Origin of the sequence: Pseudomonas sp. YY-1 (assembly GCF_002843095.1) — a bacterium.
Classification (GTDB): domain Bacteria; phylum Pseudomonadota; class Gammaproteobacteria; order Pseudomonadales; family Pseudomonadaceae; genus Aquipseudomonas; species Aquipseudomonas sediminis_A.
In genome coordinates, this window is sequence record NZ_PJLX01000020.1 from 1 (window position 1) to 15,895 (window position 15,895).

Consider the following 15,895-nt stretch of genomic DNA (forward strand, 5'->3'; position numbering starts at 1 on the left):
TGCTCCCAGCCGCGCCGCAAGGCGTTCATGGCATCTCCGCGAGGTTCTTGTGATTGTCAGGAGTCGGACGAATCTAACCGAGCCTGGAACGGCGCGATATTCGTCATTGGCAAACGCCGTCTTAGGCGACGGCGAATGAAAGGCCGCTCCGGGTGCGTGGGCCCGGAGCGGCTGTGGGGCTTACGGCTGGTTGGCGGCTTGCGCGGCTTCGATCACGTCGGTGCCGATCTCGGCTTCGAACTTCTTCCAGGCCGGGCGTACGGCGTCACGCCAGGCAGCACGTTGCTCGGGCGTCAGGGTGATGATCTCGCTCTTGCCGGTAGCGACGATGGCCTGACGGGCTTCGGTATTCAGCGCCTCGGCCTGCTTGTTCACCTCGACGGTCACCTCGTCGACGATCTGCTCCAGCTCGCTGCGGATATCCGCCGGCAGACCGTTCCAGAACTGGGTGTTGGTGATCAGCAGGTAGTTGCCGATGGCATGGTTGGACTCGGTCATGTACTTCTGCACCTCGAAGTACTTCTGCGAGTAGATGTTCGACCAGGGGTTGTCCTGGGCGTTGACCACGCCAGTCTGCAGGCCCTGGTAGATCTCGGCGAAGGCCATCTTGCGCGGCACCGCACGCAGGGCGCTGTATTGCGCGGCCTGCAGGTCGGAAGGTTGCACGCGGAATTTCTGCCCACGGGCATCGGCAGGCTCGACCAGTGGTTTGTTGGCGGTGAGCTGGCGCATGCCGTTGAGCCAGTAGGCCAGGCCGGTGATGCCTTTGCTCTCCATCGACTTGAGCAGCGCTTTGCCCTTGTCCGAAGACTGGAAGCGCTGCGCGGCAGCCACGTCATCGAACAGGAACATCATGTCGAACAGCTGCAGCTGCTTGGTGTACTGCTCCAGCTTGGACGGTGCCGGCGCCAGCATCTGCACTTCATTGAGCAGCAGCGCTTCCATTTCCTTGCCATCGCCATACAGCGAGGAGTTGGCATAGACGTCGACCTTGACCTTGCCGGCCAGGCGCTCCTCCACCAGCTTCTTGAACATCAGCGCGCCCTGGCCCTTCGGCGTGCTGTCGGCGGTGATATGGGAAAACTTGATCAAGATCGGGGCGGTCGGCTGCGACTCGGCTGCGTGTGCCGAGAGTGCGCCAAGCAGTGCGCAACCGGCGAGCACACCGGCCAGGCCACGACGGACGAAAGAAAACTTCATGGAAGGCTCCTGTTGTTTTTGTCTGAGCGTCGAGGGAGAAACCCCTTCGATTGGCACGGACTCTACTCCGCCGTCCCCCAGGCTGAAATTCACATTTGAACAACCGAGCCTTCGGCATTCACGAAGGCAGCGCAGAACTCTCCCCCGCCACACCGCTGTTTCTCAGGTGATCGAGCATCTGCTTCGCGGTCAGCGAAAGGTTGTCCTGATTACGTACCGCCACCTTGAGTTCGCGCCGCGCCCAGGGGTCGTGCAGCGGGATGACCCGCACATTGAGCGCCGGCAGGTAGGTACGTACCGCCAGGTCCGGCAATACGCCGACGCCCATGCCGGTGTGGATCATCCGGCAGATGGCCTCGAAGCTGCGCACCTGAATACGCAGGCGCAGTGCTACGCCCTGACTCTGCGCCGAATGCTGCAACAGGCCATGTAATGAGGCGTCCTGCTGCAGGCCGATGAAATCGAAGCCCACCGCCTCGCGCAGGAACAGGCCGTCGCGCTCGGCCAGCGGATGCTCGCGCGGGGTGACCAGCACCAACTGATCGTGACGGTAGGTGAACACCTGCAGATCCTCGGCCGGCACATGCCCGGCGAAGATGCCGATATCGGTCAGCCCCTCGCGCACGGCGCGGATGGTTTCGCTGCTGACCCGCTCCTCCAGATCGATCTTCACCTGCGGGTGCAGGCGACTGAAGCTGGCCAGATCCTCGGGCAGAAACTCGATCACTGCCGAGGTGTTGGCGTGGATGCGCACATGGCCTTTCACCCCTTCGCTGAACTCGCTGAGGTCGGCATTGAGCTGCTCGAGGTTGTCCATCATGTTGCGCGCGTGGTGCAGCAGCGCGTGGCCGGCCGGGGTCAGTTCTACGCCCTTGGGCTGACGATAGAGCAGCGCGATGCCGAGCTGATTTTCCAGGTCGCTGACGCGCTTGCTCACCGCCGCCAGAGCCAGATGCTCGCGCTCGGCGGCGCGGGTCAGGCTGCGCTCGTCGGCGATGGCGACGAACAGCTTGAGGGTGACGAAATCGATACGGCGCATGAAGGTCTCCATTTCGTGTCTGGCGAAGCGAGGCTGCCAGAAAGCTGATTTACAGCATGCCACTTCGCGATACGCGAAGCCTAGCTTGGCCATTGGGCAATTGTCGGCACCGCGCCGCTGCGCCATTCTGCGCACCACGAGAAACGCACAGGCAAATCAGGTGCAGCCATGACTCAAAACAACACCAGCAACATGGCCCTGCAGGGGCTCAAGGTGATCGAGATGGGCCAGCTCATCGCCGGTCCCTTCGCCAGCAAACTGCTCGGCGAATTCGGCGCCGACGTGATCAAGATCGAGCCGCCGAGCGTCGGCGACCCACTACGCAAATGGCGCAAGATCAAGGACGGCACCTCGCTCTGGTGGCACGTGCAGTCGCGCAACAAGCGCTCGCTGACGCTCGACCTGAAGCAGGCTGAAGCCCAGGACATCGTGCGCAAGCTGGTGGCCGAGGCCGATGTGCTGGTGGAGAACTTCCGCCCCGGCACGCTGGAAGGCTGGGGCCTGGGTTATGACGCGCTGAAGGCGATCAACCCACGGCTGATCATGCTGCGCATCTCCGGTTACGGGCAGACCGGCCCCTACCGCGACCTGCCAGGTTTCGGCGTGATCGGCGAAGCCATGGGCGGCCTGCGCCACCTCTCCGGCTACCCCGGCCAGGCGCCGGTGCGCGTGGGCATCAGCATCGGCGACTCGCTGTCCTCGCTGTACGGCGTGATCGGCGTGCTGCTGGCCCTGCAGGAGCGTGCGCGCAGTGGCGAAGGCCAGGAAATCGACGTGGCGCTGTACGAGTCGGTATTCGCCATGATGGAAAGCCTGATCCCCGAATACGATGCCTTTGGCTACATCCGCGAGCCAGCCGGCAGCGCCCTGCCCGGCATCACGCCGTCCAATTCCTACCCGTGCAACGACGGCAGCTACGTGCTGATCGCCGGCAATGGCGACAGCATCTACAAGCGCCTGATGAGCCTGATCGGCCGCGACGACCTGGGCAACGACCCGCGCCTGGCGCAGAACGACGGGCGCAGCCAGCACGCCGAACTGATCGACGGTGCCATCGCCGAATGGACCGCCCAGCGTGGCCGCGACGAAGTGATCGAAGCACTCAAGGGCGCCCGTGTGCCAGCCGGCTACCCCTACACGGCTGCGGACATCGTGCAAGACCCGCACTACCTGGCGCGGCAGATGATCGAGCAGGTGCAGACCAGCGTCGGCCCGCTCAAGGTGCCGGGCGTGCTGCCCAAACTCAGCCGCACACCGGGCCGTATCGGCACCGGCGGCCCGCAGCTCGGTGAGCACAATGACGACATCCTCGCCGGCCTTGGCCTGAGCGCGCAACAGGTCGCCGGACTGCGCGAGCGCGGGATCATCTAACAGCAGTACCACTTAGCCCGTAGGGTGTCGCGGGGCCGCCTAGGCCGTGCGCATTACAACAGTTCGTAGGGTGGACAACGCGAAGCTTGTCCACCAAGACAGCAACGCAGCTCAAGCCGGTGCGCACAGCGCACCCTACGCCGCGAACAACCAGGATCATGCCATGAGCAAACGCCTTTATATCCAGGACGTCGCCACCCGTGACGGCTTCCAGATCGAAGCTTCCTTCATCCCCACCGAAGACAAGATCGCCCTGATCGACCGCCTGTCCCACACCGGCCTGGCCAAGATCGAGGTCACCTCCTTCACCTCGCCCAAGGCCATCCCCAACCTGCGCGATGCCGAAGAAGTGATGCGCGGCATCCAGCGCGTGGCCGGCGTGGAGTACACCGTGCTGGTGCCCAACGTGAAGGGTTGCGAGCGCGCACTGTCCTGCGAAGTGGACGAGATCAACCTGGTCATGTCGGCCAGTGACACCCACGGTCTGGCCAACCTGCGCATGACGCCGGAGCAGTCGCTGGCGCAGTTCGCCGAGATCATCGAGGTCAGCCGTGGCAGCGGCGTATTCATCAACGCCTCGCTGTCGACCACCTTCGGTTGCCCCTTCGAGGGCGAGGTGCCCGAGGCCCGCGTATACGAGCTGACCGAGCGCCTGCTGGAGATCGGCGTGCAGGGCGTGACCCTCTGCGACACCACCGGCATGGCCGACCCGGCCCAGGTGGAGCGCATCTGTCGCGAGTCGCTGCAGCGCTGGCCCGAAGCAGTATTCACCGCGCATTTCCATAACACCCGCGGCATGGGCCTGGCCAATGCCCTGGCAGCCCTGAACGTCGGTATCGACCGCTTCGACGCCTCCCTTGGCGGCCTCGGTGGCTGCCCTTATGCACCGGGCGCCAGCGGCAATATCTGCACCGAGGATCTGGTGCACATGTTCCAGCGTATGGGCCTGGACACCGGCGTGAACCTCGATGCCCTGCTCGACGCCGCCGCCACCCTGCCCGGCCTGATTGGCCACGACGTACCCGGCGCCATCCTCAAGGCCGGCAAGTCGGACCGTCGTTATCCCAAGCCCAAGTGGATGCAGGAAGCCGGGCTCTAAGGCTCGGCCGAGACAAAAAAACGCCCGGTGCAAGCACCGGGCGTTTTCGTTTGCAGCGCAACATCACTGCTGGTTGGAATTCTCCGCCGCCTGGATCAGCTCGGCGCCGATCTCCTGCTCGAATTTCTTCCACACCGGGCGCATCGCTTCACGCCATTCGGCGCGCTGCTGCGGGGTCAGCTCGATGATCTCGGTGGTGCCGGCCTTGGCGATGTCTTGCTTGGCCGTGCGGTTGAGTTCATCAGCCTGCTTGTTCACCTCGACGGAAACCTCGGCCATGACCTTCTCCAGCTCGCTGCGCACGTCATCCGGCAGGCCCTTCCAGAACTTGGTGTTGGTGATCACCATGTAATCGATCAGGCCATGATCGGACTCGGTCATATACTTCTGCACCTCGTGCACCTTCTGGCTGTAGTAGTTCGACCAGGTGTTCTCGGTGCCGTTGACCACGCCGGTCTGCAGGCCCTGGTAGACCTCGGCGAAGCTCATCTTGCGCGGGTTTGCACGGACTGCCTTGAACTGCTCCTCCAGCACCGCCGAGGCCTGCACGCGGAACTTCAGGCCACGGGCATCGGCCGGATCGCGCAACGGTTTGTTGGCCGACATCACCTTCAGGCCGTTGTGCCAGTAGGCTAGGCCGGTGATGTTCTTGTCTTCCATGGAGGTCAGCAGCCCACGGCCCTCAGGGCTAGCCTGGAAGCGGTCGACCGCCTCCATGTTGTCGAACAGAAATGGCAGGTCGAAGATCTGCACCGGTTTGGCGTACTGCTCGAACTTGGCCAGTGACGGCGCCAGCATCTGCACGTCGCCGAGCAGCAGCGCCTCCATCTCCTTGCCATCGCCGAACAGCGACGAGTTGGGGTAGACCTCTACCTTCACCCGGCCTGGCAGGCGCTCTTCGGCCAGTTGCTTGAACAGCAACGCGCCCTGCCCCTTGGGCGTGTTGTCCGCCACCACATGGGCGAACTTGATCAGGATGGGCGCATCCGCAGCCTGGGCCAGGCCGGCACAAGAGAAGATGGCAGCGCAGGCGAGCGCCTTGGCGGTGAATTTGAACATGACGTTACCTCATTGTTTTTGTAGGTCGGTACGTGGGACGAAATGGCCGGCGGCACTGCGCCGCAGGCCGGTATTCAGGCCGGGTTCTCGCCGGCGCGTTGCAGCAGACGACGAGCGCGACCGAGCACCGGGGCGTCGACCATCTGGCCGTCGACCACGAAAACACCTTCGCCGCTGCTGGCCGCTGCCATCACGCGTCGTGCCCAGGCCAGCTCTTCCTCGGCCGGATGCAACGCGTGATGGATGACCTCCACCTGTTTGGGATGGATGCAGAGCAAACCGTCGAAGCCCATGTCACGGGCATCGCGCGTCGTGCGAGCAAGGCCGTCGCGGTCCTCGATGGCGGGGAACACACTGTCCAGTGGCGCCGCCAGGCCTGCCGTGCGCGAATGCAGCAACAGGGCATAACGAGCCTGATCGAGGATGCGTTCGGCCGCAGCGCTGCCGCTGCTCAGACCGAGATCCAGCCCCAGGTCGAGTGCGCCAAAGGACAAACGCTCGACGCCTTCCGCGCGGGCGATTTCCGCCAACGCCAACAAACCCGCCGCACTCTCGATGATCGGCCACACCGGCTTGCCACAAGCAGCCACGCGCACCACCTGCGCGGCACTTTCCACCTTGGGCAGCAGCACGCCGATGACACCCGCATGACGGCCGCACAGTTCGATATCGGCGCCATGGCCGGCATGCTCTGGCGCGTTGATGCGCACCAGCAAGCGAGCCTCTGGATTGGCGATGAGAAAGCCATCGAGATAGGCGCGGGCCTCGACCTTGAGGCTCTCCTGCACCGCGTCTTCCAGGTCGACGATCACCGCGTCGGCACCAACGGCGAGCGCCTTGGGGATGCGCTCCGGTCTACTGGCTGGCACGAACAGCGCGGTACGAATGATGGATGGGCTCATCACACGGCCCCCTGCTGATGCAGACGCTGGATATCGCCAGCGGCGTAGCCCAGCTCGGCGAGCAGCGTATCGGTGTGCTGCCCCAACGCTGGAATGGCGTCCATGCGCGGCTCGAAGGTGTTGTTGCGCCCTGGCGGCAGCAGGGCCGGCAGGCTGCCGCTGGGGCTGTCGACCTGGCGCCAACGCTGGCGCGCTTCGAGTTGCGGGTGAGCCCAGACGCCGGCCATGTCGTTGACCTGGGCATTGGCGATCTGCGCCAGCTCCAGGCGCTCGATCACTTGCGCGGTGCTCATTCGCGAGAAGGCTTCGACGATCAGCGCACGCAGCTCTCTGCGGTTTTCGGAACGTTTGAAGTTGGCGGCAAAGCGCTCGTCACTGGCCAGTTCGGGCTGCTCCAGCACCTTGGCGCAGAACGCCTGCCACTCACGTTCGTTCTGCAGGCCGAGCATCACCGTGCCGCCGTCGCCAGCCGGGAACGGGCCGTAGGGGTAGATGGTCGAGTGCGCGGCGCCAGCGCGCGGCGGCGGCGTGGCGCCATCGTAGGCGTAGTACAGCGGGTAACCCATCCACTCCACCAGGCTTTCCAGCATCGACACATCGACGCGACTGCCGACACCGGTCTTGCCGCGCAGCATCAGCGCTGACAGCACGCCGGTGTAGGCGTACATGCCGGCAGCGATATCGGCGATAGAGCAGCCGGCCTTGGCCATCTCCTCCTCGCCAGCACCGCCAGTGACAGAGAGAAAGCCGCCCTCGCTCTGGATCAGCAGGTCGTAAGCCTTCTTCTGCTCGTACGGGCCGCCCTCGCCATAGCCGGAGATGTCGCAGACGATCAGTTGCGGGAAGCGTTCGTGCAGCGCTTCGAACGACAAGCCCATGCGCGCGGCGGCACCAGGTGCAAGGTTCTGCACCAGCACATCGGCCTTGGCCAGCAGGCTGCCGAGCACCTGCATCGCATCGTCCTGCTTGAGGTCGAGGGTCAGGCTTTCCTTGGAGCGGTTGGTCCAGACGAAATGCGAGGCCAGACCGTCGACGCGCTCGTCATAGCCACGGGCGAAATCGCCACTGCCGGGACGCTCGACCTTGATCACTCGCGCGCCGAGGTCGGCGAGCTGGCGGGTACAGAACGGCGCAGCGATGGCGTGCTCCAGGCTGACCACGGTGATGCCATCCAGTGGCCGGGGTTGTTGTGCGTTGTTCATGTCCATGTCCTCGGTCAGGCCAGCTGGCTCAGGTCGTCGGTCTCGCGCAGGCGCCAGACCCGCTCGATCAGCACGCCCGCCTCATCGCTGCTGCGCTTGCCGGCAAAGGCCAGCAGGCGGCGGAACTTGTCTTCCAGCTCGACACGGCTGAGGGTGTTACCGGGGTCGCCCTTGGGCTCGTCGATGGCACCACGCAGGGTGCGGCCATCGGTGGTGATCACCTCGACGCGGCCCAGCCAGCGCTGCGGATAGGCCACATCGACTTCAGGGTCCAGGCGCATCTGCACCTTGTCGCGGAAGGCGGCCACGGCCGGGTCTTGCAGGGCCAGGTTGGCGAACTCGGTCAGCTGCGCACTGCCATGCACGGCGATCAGGCCGAGCACGGTGCCCATGGAGAACTTGGCCTGGTGCACGGTCTGCGGCACCTTCACCCGGCCGAGCACATCGATGGCGCCTTGATGCACGCGGGCGATGACGCGCTCGATCTGCTCGTGGCGCAGGCCTTCGCGCTGCATCAGGCCAAGCAGTGCGTCAGCCGCCGGATGGGTGTGCCGGCAGGAGGCGTGAAACTTGAACGAGGTTTCCACCAGCGCCCAGCGCCGACCGAGACGGTCCGAGAGCTTGCCTGGATTGGCGTCACTGGACATGCCCGCGGCCATGCCCTGCTCGCCTTCGAGAATGTTCTGCGCGCCGGTCAGGCCCTGCTCGGTGAAGTAGGCGGCCAGCAGGCCATCAGCCGCGGCCTTGGCGGTATGCAGTTGCTTGGAGTCGGCGGCGTCGCGCAGGAACTCCCACAAGCCGGCGGCCTGGGTACCGGCATTGCCGAGCAGGTGGACGAACTGCTGCTGATCGAAGTCCAGCAGCTTGCCCACCGCCACCGCCGCAGCCAGGGTGCCGACCGTCGCCGTGGTGTGGAAGATGCGGTAGTGCGAGCGACCCAGGAACTCGCCGATGCGAATGCCCGCCTCATAGCCGGCGACCGAGGCCAGCAGCAGCTCGCGGCCGGATTTTCCGAGGTCCTGCGCCGCAGCCAGGGCCGCCGGAAACACCACCGTGGCCGGGTGCAGCACCGAGCTGTTGTGCAGATCGTCCTGCTCCACCAGGTGCGACGATGCGCCGTTGACCAGTGCGGCAAAGTACGCCGAGGTGCCACGACCATTGACCAGGATGCGCGCCGGACCATCGGCCGGGCCCATCTTCTGCGCATAGGCCTCGAACAGTGGGATCGGCCGTGCGCCTTCGCTGGCGAGGGCCGAGCCGAGCCAGTCGAGGAACAGGTCTTCGGTGCGATCCAGTACGTGCTCGGGAATCTGCTCGTAATTGAGATTGGCGAGGAATGCAGCGAGTTGCTGAGTATGTGTGCTCATCGCGGAGACCTCAGAAAGAGCGTGGCAGCTCGAGCAGATGCTCGGCCACGTAGCTCAGGATCAAGTTGGTGGAAATCGGAGCCACTTGGTACAGGCGGGTCTCGCGGAACTTGCGCTCGACGTCGTATTCGTTGGCAAAACCGAAGCCACCGTGGGTCTGCAGGCAGGCGTTGGCCGCCTCCCAGCTGGCCTTGGCCGCCAGGTACTTGGCCATGTTCGCTGCCGCTCCGGCGTTGCGCCCGGCGTCATATTCCTCGCAGGCGCGCCAGCGCATCAGGTCGGCGGCCTCGATCTCGATATGCGCCTCGGCGATGGGGAACTGCACGCCCTGGTTCTGGCCGATGGGTCGGCCGAACACCACGCGATCGCGGGCGTATTGCGCGGATTTCTCGATGAACCAGCGACCGTCACCGATGCATTCGGCAGCGATCAGCGTGCGCTCGGCATTGAGGCCATCGAGGATGTAGCGGAAGCCCTTGCCCTCTTCGCCGATCAGGCTGCTGGCGGGAATTCCCAGGTTGTCGAAGAACAGCTCGTTGGTCTCGTGATTGACCATGTTGGCGATCGGCTGCACGGTCAGGCCGTTGCCGATGGCCTCGCGCAGGTCGACCAGAAAGATCGACATGCCTTCGGACTTGCGCTGCACCTCGGCCAGCGGCGTGGTGCGCGCCAGCAGGATCATCAGGTCGGAGTGCTGCACGCGGGAGATCCACACCTTCTGCCCGTTGATGACGTACTTGTCGCCCTTCTTGACTGCAGTGGTCTTGATCTTGGTGGTGTCGGTGCCGGTGGTGGGCTCGGTGACGCCCATCGACTGCAGACGCAGCTCGCCGCTGGCGAGCTTGGGCAGGTAGTAGCGCTTCTGCTCCTCGCTGCCGTTACGCAGCAGGGTGAACATGTTGTACATCTGCCCGTGGATGGTGCCGGAGTTGCCACCGCAGTGGTTGACCTCCTCGAGGATCACCGAGGCTTCGGCCAGCCCCAGGCCCGAGCCGCCGTATTCCTCGGGGATCATCGCCGACAGCCAGCCGGCTTCAGTCATGGCCGTGACGAAGGCCTCGGGGAAGCCCTTCTCTTCATCGATCTTGCGCCAGTATTCGGCCGGAAACTCCGCACAGAGCGCGCGCACGCCTTCACGGATGGCGTTGAGTTCTTCGTTGTTATAAGCGTTCATCGGTGTCCCTCGGAAATCGCGTCGTGGCACCCGCCGGGCTCCCACGAATCAGTGTTTGCAATCAGAAATCAGTCGAACTGCACGTCGGCGCGCTGCGCCAGGCCGGCCTCGTTGCCCGCCCAAAGCTCGGCCTGGCCCTCGCCGCTGATGCGCCCGCCCACCTCGAACGGCTGCGGCGCGATCAGCGGGCGCAGGCCGCGGTAGGCGAAGCGGCGCAGACGCGCCTGCGGGTTGGCGCGGCAGAAGGCGCGCAGGTTCAGGGTGGCGGTCAGCGGGCCGTGCACCACCAGGCCGCTATAGCCTTCGGTTTCGGTGACGTAGGGCCAGTCGTAATGGATGCGGTGGCCGTTGAAGGTCACGGCGCTGTAGCGAAACAGCAAGGTGCTGGACGGCGTGACCGCCTCGCGCCAGTCGCCGGCAACCAGCGGTTCGCCGCTGCTGGTCTTGGGCGGGCTTGGCTCGCGGTAGACGATGTCCTGCTCCTCGCGGATGGCCAACTGGCCGTCCTGCAGGTAATCGTGCTGCACCGTGACGAACAGCAGCGCGCCGGTACGGCCGTGCTTTTCCTCGATGTGTTTGATGGTCGAGACCCGGCTGGCTTCGCCGCCCACGCGCAGTGGCTGGATGAACTCGACACGACCGCCAGCCCACATGCGGTTGCGGTTGTCAGCCGGCGGCAGGAAGCCACCGCGCGCCGGATGGCCGTCCTCGCCCAGACCGTTCTCGGCGACCGGCTCCTGAAAGAATGCCCAGTGCCACAGCGGCGGCAGCGCCTCGCCATGGGCCGGCGTGGCTTCGCCGAAGGTGGCGGCGATGCGCTTGACCAGATTGCGGCTGAGTTGGTCGTGGACTTCTTCGCTACGACCGATCCAGGCGGAGAAAGCAGAATCACTCATGAGGCAGGTTCCAGCTCGGTTCTTGTGTGAGCTGGAGCATGCGACGCAGCATGCGTTCAGAGAATCCGCATTTATTTAAACCAGCGTTCGGATATGCTTAACACCACATTTCTATATGGGAGGGGCTTTAGCCGCGATGTTTTCCGGGGAAGCCAGGGCGTCGCGGCTAAAGCGGATCGCCGCCCGGCCCCTCCCACAGAAGCAGAGGAACCCATGCATTTCGATCTGCCCGACCTGCGCCTGTTCATCCACATTGCCGAGTCGCCGAGCCTAACCCAGGGCGCGCGTAAGGCGTTTCTCTCGCCGGCCGCCGCCAGTGCGCGGATCAAGGCATTGGAGGGCCAGCTCGGTTCGCGCCTGCTGTACCGCGACAGCCGTGGCGTCGAGCTGACCCCGGCCGGCCAGCGCCTGTTGCAGCATGCGCGGCTGATCATGCGTCAGGTGGACTACCTGAAAAGCGAATTCACCGAATACGGCACCGACGCCGCCGGGCATATCCGCATCTTCGCCAACACCACTGCAGTGACCGAATTTCTCCCCGAGGTGCTGGCCGGTTTTCTCGCCGAACGTCCCGGCGTTACCGTCGACCTGCAGGAGCGTCTGAGCCGCGATATCGTCCGTGGCGTACTCGATGGCGCGGCGGATCTCGGCATCATCGCCGGCCCGGTGCAGGCGCCAGGTTTGCAGGTGCTGCACTTCAGCACAGACCGCCTGGTGCTGGCCGTGCCGCTGGGCCATGCCCTGGCGCAGCGGCAGTCGGTAAGTTTCGCCGACACCCTCGCCTACCAGCACATCGGCCTGCACGAAGGCAGCACCCTGCTGAGTTTTTTGCGTGAGCAAGTGGAAGAACTCGGCGGCAACCTGGCCCTGCGTATCCAGGTCTCGAGCTTCGAGGCGATCTGCCGGATGATCGAAGGCGGCGTCGGCATCGGCATCATCCCCGAGTCGGCTGCACGCCGGCACAGCCGCACCATGCAGCTGGCCATCCTGCAGTTGGACGAAGCCTGGGCGGTGCGCGAGCGCAGCATGCTGGTACGTGAGCTGGATGCGCTGCCGGGCAGCGTACGCGCGCTGATCGACCGGCTGAACCAGGGCGTCTAGCGCCGGGCGAAATTCCGGGCAAAAAAAGGGCGACCAATTGGTCGCCCGCCCATTCAAGGCATTCCTCGAAAGGAATGCGGAAACGCTTGCACCCAAATCACGCAGGATGATCGGGACGACCTCAGTGTCGCCGCCGGTGCCTGCCCTGCCTATTGCACCAAGGTCGTAGGGCACGTGACCAATGGCGGGCCATACTCCGGCAACATTTCGCCGGCCATGGAGACGCCATGAACACCGAGCACCTCGCCCTGTTGCAGCAGGCCCCAGCCAGCATCCACGACGATGACACCTGGGCCAGGCTCTGCTGCGAACAAGCCCTGCTGGCACTCGAAGAAGGCTGTTATGCGGTCGGCGCACTGCTGGTGGATGGCGCAGGTGAATTGCTGTGCAGCGCTCGCAACCAGGTGTTCACCTCGACTTACAGCAGCGCCGCTCACGCGGAGATGCAGGTGCTCGACCAGCTCGAAAGCGAACATGCGCAAGTCGACCGCCGAGGTCTGACCCTCTACGTCAGCCTCGAACCCTGCCTGATGTGCTACGGCCGTATCCTGCTGGCTGGCATCACCCGCGTGCGCTATCTGGCACGCGACCGTGACGGCGGCTTCGCCCTGCGTCACGGCCGCCTGCCTCCGGCATGGGCCAATCTCGCTTCCGGTTTGTGCGTGGTGCAGGCCAAGGTCGATCCCTACTGGCTCGACCTGACCGGGCAACTGATCGAGCGCCTGCAAGACCGACGAGCCATGCGCGAGCGCGTGCTCGCGGCCTGGCGCGGCGGTCGTTGAAAGCCGCAGGGGGCGCCGTGCGCACCAAAAATCTCAGGCATCAGCCAGGGCTAGCGGGGCGTTGGTGCGCGCGGCGCACCCTACGTCTACTCCTTGCCCAGCCCGTGCTGCCGTAGCTTGTTGGCGATGGTGGTGTGGGAAACGCCGAGGCGCTTACCCAACTGACGGCTGCTCGGGTGGTCGCGAAACAGCCGCTCCAGCACCGCCTTCTCGAAGCGGCCGAGAATATCGTCGAGGCCGCCTTCCACCGAAAACTCGCCCAACGGCTGTGGCGCACCATAATCCGGCAGGCGGATATGCTCGGCCTTTACCGTGCCGCCATCGCACAGCGAAACCGCCTGAAACAGCACGTTCTCCAACTGCCGCACGTTGCCCGGCCAGTGGTAATGGGCCATGCGCTCGAAGGCCTGCGGCGCCAGCTTGGGCAGCGCGCAACCGATCTGCCGGCTGGCCGAATCGAGAAAGTGCTCGACCAGAGGCGCCAGGCCGTCGAGGCATTCACGCAGCGGCGGGATATGCAGGCTGAGCACATTGAGGCGGTGGTAGAGATCCTGACGAAACTCGCCGTGGGCGCAAAGCTCGGACAGGTCGACCTGGGTGGCGCAGATCACCCGTACGTCCAGATACACCTCCTCATCGCTGCCGACACGGCGGAAGCAGCCATCCTGCAGAAAGCGCAGCAACTTGGCCTGCAGACGCGGGCTCATCTCGCCGACGCCGTCGAGAAACAACGTGCCGCCAGCAGTCAGCTCTAGCAGACCGAGTTTGCCTTCCGGGCGCGCGCCCTCGAAGGCGCCGGGGCCGTAGCCGAACAGCTCGGTCTCGGCCATGGACTCGGGCAGGCCGGCGCAGTTGAGCGCCATGAACGGCGACTGCCCACGCGGGCTGGCCAGGTGACAAGCGCGCGCCAGTAATTCCTTGCCGGTACCGGTTTCACCCTCGATCAGCAGCGGCGCATCCAGCGGCGCCATGCGCCGCGCTTCCTTGACCACCGCCGCCATCACTTTGGAGCTCTGGAAGATCGAGTCGAAGCCGCGCAGCTCCTGTTTGCGCACGTGGTAGATGCGCTCACCGACGCGGTCGGCGCGGTGCAGGGTCAGCACCGCACCGGCCAGCGCCTCGCTGTCGTCGTGTTCGTTCTGCAGCGGGGCGATATCGGCGAGAAACACATCGCCCTTGATCTTCACCCGCAGGCCGTTGATCCGCGTCTTGTTGGCGCGCACCAGCTCCGGCAGGTCGAAGTCTTCGGCGTAGCGCGACAGCGCCATGCCCGGTACCTCGTCCACGCGCACGCCGAGCAACTGCGCGGCGCTACGGTTGGCGGCGACGATACTGCCGCCCATGTCGATGGACAGCACGGGGAAATCCAGTGCACCAAGCAGCGCATTGAGCTCCAGGTGACGCCGTTCGCTGGGCATCAGTCCGACGCGCTTGACACCGAATACGCCGGCAATGGCCTCGAACTTCGGCCTCAGAGACTGGAACTGCAGATTGATCAGATTCGGACAGTGCAGGTAGATGGCGTTGCCCTGCTCGCCCCCGACTTCGCCACGGGCGACGTTGATGCCGTAGTCGACCAGCAGGTTGAGGATGTCACGCAGGATGCCGACTCGGTTCTGGCAGTGGACCTTGATACGCATGGCTCAGGCTCTTGTTGTTGTGGCCGCCGGGTCGCAGAAATCGACGATGGCAGCATAATTTCCGTCAAGAATATGTGACACCAAAACCAACCAGCAAGCTGGATATTCGCCATTCCGGCAAAATCGTAATCAAAATTTTACAGTTTCTGGACTCTGCGTAAGGCACCGCCTCTCACTCGCCTGCTTTCAACCCGAGCAATCAGCGGCATGCTCGGGTCAAGACAAGAACAACAGCCCCCAGAAGGAGGCAGCGATGAAGAGTACGCAGTACCTGGCCCGGGAACCGGACGAGAGTGGCTTTATCCATTACCCGGAAAGCGAGCATCAGGTGTGGAATACCCTGATCACCCGCCAGCTGGAGGTGATCGAGAATCGCGCCTGCCAGGAATACCTGGACGGTATAGAGCAACTCGGCCTGCCCATGGAGCGCATTCCGCAGCTCGGCGAGATCAACCGTGTGCTCGAAGCCAGCACCGGCTGGCGCGTGGCGCGGGTGCCGGCGCTGATCCCGTTCCAGACCTTCTTCGAGCTGCTGGCCAGCAAGCAGTTTCCCGTCGCCACCTTCATCCGCACGCCCGAGGAGCTGGACTACCTGAAGGAACCGGACATCTTCCACGAGATATTCGGCCACTGCCCAATGCTCACCAACCCCTGGTTCGCCGAATTCACCCACACCTACGGCAAGCTCGGCCTTCAGGCCACGAAAGAGCAGCGCGTCTATCTGGCGCGGCTGTACTGGCTGACCATCGAATTCGGCCTGCTCGACACCCCACAGGGCCGGCGCATCTACGGTGGCGGCATCCTCTCCTCGCCGAAGGAAACTCTCTACGCGCTGTCCGACGTGCCCGAACACCAGCCCTTCGATGCACTCGAAGCGATGCGCACGCCGTATCGCATCGATATCCTGCAGCCGGTGTACTTCGTCCTGCCCGAGCTCAAGCGCCTGTTCGAGTTGGCTCAGGAAGACATCATGGCGCTGGTGCATCAGGCCATGGCGCTCGGCCTGCACGCGCCGAAATTTCCGCCGAAAGCCGCGTAGCCTTTTTAGCTCCCTCGCCCATTC

The 15,895-nt window shown here is 64.5% G+C and carries 14 protein-coding genes; 5 read left to right on the top strand and 9 right to left on the bottom strand.

Annotation, left to right across the window (positions count from 1 at the left end):
- Positions 1-180: 180 nt before the first annotated feature.
- Positions 181-1,200 carry a TRAP transporter substrate-binding protein gene (locus CXP40_RS21825; RefSeq protein WP_106735426.1) on the bottom strand — a complete coding sequence of 340 codons (1,020 nt, stop codon included), beginning with the start codon at positions 1,198-1,200 and terminating at the stop codon, positions 181-183.
- Between the two features lie 118 nt (positions 1,201-1,318).
- Positions 1,319-2,239 (bottom strand): LysR family transcriptional regulator, encoded by a 921-nt coding sequence (locus CXP40_RS21830; RefSeq protein WP_106735427.1) that lies wholly within the window; start codon positions 2,237-2,239, stop codon positions 1,319-1,321.
- Positions 2,240-2,407: 168 nt separating this feature from the next.
- On the opposite strand from CXP40_RS21830, the gene CXP40_RS21835 reads away from it, so the two are divergent.
- Positions 2,408-3,610: a CaiB/BaiF CoA-transferase family protein gene (locus tag CXP40_RS21835; protein ID WP_106735428.1), complete on the top strand. Its 1,203-nt coding sequence runs from the start codon at positions 2,408-2,410 to the stop codon at positions 3,608-3,610.
- A 163-nt stretch (positions 3,611-3,773) separates the two neighbouring features.
- Positions 3,774-4,709, top strand: a complete 936-nt coding sequence (locus CXP40_RS21840) for a hydroxymethylglutaryl-CoA lyase (RefSeq protein ID WP_106735429.1) — start codon at positions 3,774-3,776, stop codon at positions 4,707-4,709.
- 63 nt (positions 4,710-4,772) lie between these two features.
- On the opposite strand, the gene CXP40_RS21845 is transcribed toward CXP40_RS21840, so the two are convergent.
- The 6 genes from CXP40_RS21845 to CXP40_RS21870 all read right to left on the bottom strand — a co-directional run bounded on the left by CXP40_RS21845 (position 4,773) and on the right by CXP40_RS21870 (position 11,309).
- On the bottom strand, positions 4,773-5,768 hold the full coding sequence (locus tag CXP40_RS21845; protein ID WP_106735430.1) for a TRAP transporter substrate-binding protein: 996 nt from the start codon (positions 5,766-5,768) through the stop codon (positions 4,773-4,775).
- Positions 5,769-5,842: 74 nt separating this feature from the next.
- Complete coding sequence (locus tag CXP40_RS21850) at positions 5,843-6,670, bottom strand: CoA ester lyase (RefSeq protein ID WP_106735431.1); 828 nt, start codon at positions 6,668-6,670, stop codon at positions 5,843-5,845.
- Positions 6,670-7,872: a CaiB/BaiF CoA-transferase family protein gene (locus CXP40_RS21855; RefSeq protein WP_106735432.1), complete on the bottom strand. Its 1,203-nt coding sequence runs from the start codon at positions 7,870-7,872 to the stop codon at positions 6,670-6,672. The genes CXP40_RS21850 and CXP40_RS21855 overlap by 1 nt, the downstream gene beginning before the upstream one ends.
- Positions 7,873-7,886: 14 nt before the next feature.
- Positions 7,887-9,239 (bottom strand): MmgE/PrpD family protein, encoded by a 1,353-nt coding sequence (locus tag CXP40_RS21860; RefSeq protein WP_106735433.1) that lies wholly within the window; start codon positions 9,237-9,239, stop codon positions 7,887-7,889.
- A 10-nt stretch (positions 9,240-9,249) separates the two neighbouring features.
- Positions 9,250-10,413 carry an acyl-CoA dehydrogenase family protein gene (locus tag CXP40_RS21865; protein WP_106735434.1) on the bottom strand — a complete coding sequence of 388 codons (1,164 nt, stop codon included), beginning with the start codon at positions 10,411-10,413 and terminating at the stop codon, positions 9,250-9,252.
- Between the two features lie 68 nt (positions 10,414-10,481).
- The gene (locus CXP40_RS21870) at positions 10,482-11,309 is read right to left on the bottom strand and encodes a MaoC family dehydratase N-terminal domain-containing protein (RefSeq protein ID WP_106735435.1); all 828 of its coding nucleotides are present in this window, start codon (positions 11,307-11,309) and stop codon (positions 10,482-10,484) included.
- Positions 11,310-11,522: 213 nt separating this feature from the next.
- Between CXP40_RS21870 and CXP40_RS21875 the strand changes: the two genes are divergently transcribed.
- On the top strand, positions 11,523-12,410 hold the full coding sequence (locus CXP40_RS21875; protein ID WP_106735436.1) for a LysR substrate-binding domain-containing protein: 888 nt from the start codon (positions 11,523-11,525) through the stop codon (positions 12,408-12,410).
- 227 nt (positions 12,411-12,637) lie between these two features.
- The gene (locus tag CXP40_RS21880; RefSeq protein ID WP_106735437.1) at positions 12,638-13,192 is read left to right on the top strand and encodes a nucleoside deaminase; all 555 of its coding nucleotides are present in this window, start codon (positions 12,638-12,640) and stop codon (positions 13,190-13,192) included.
- An 86-nt stretch (positions 13,193-13,278) separates the two neighbouring features.
- Here CXP40_RS21880 and CXP40_RS21885 read toward each other — a convergent pair whose 3' ends face one another.
- Entirely contained in the window at positions 13,279-14,832 is a 1,554-nt protein-coding gene (locus tag CXP40_RS21885; RefSeq protein WP_106735438.1) for a sigma-54-dependent transcriptional regulator, read from the bottom strand.
- Positions 14,833-14,902: 70 nt separating this feature from the next.
- On the opposite strand from CXP40_RS21885, the gene phhA reads away from it, so the two are divergent.
- On the top strand, positions 14,903-15,871 hold the full coding sequence (gene phhA, locus CXP40_RS21890) for a phenylalanine 4-monooxygenase (RefSeq protein ID WP_371916979.1): 969 nt from the start codon (positions 14,903-14,905) through the stop codon (positions 15,869-15,871).
- Positions 15,872-15,895: the final 24 nt, after the last annotated feature.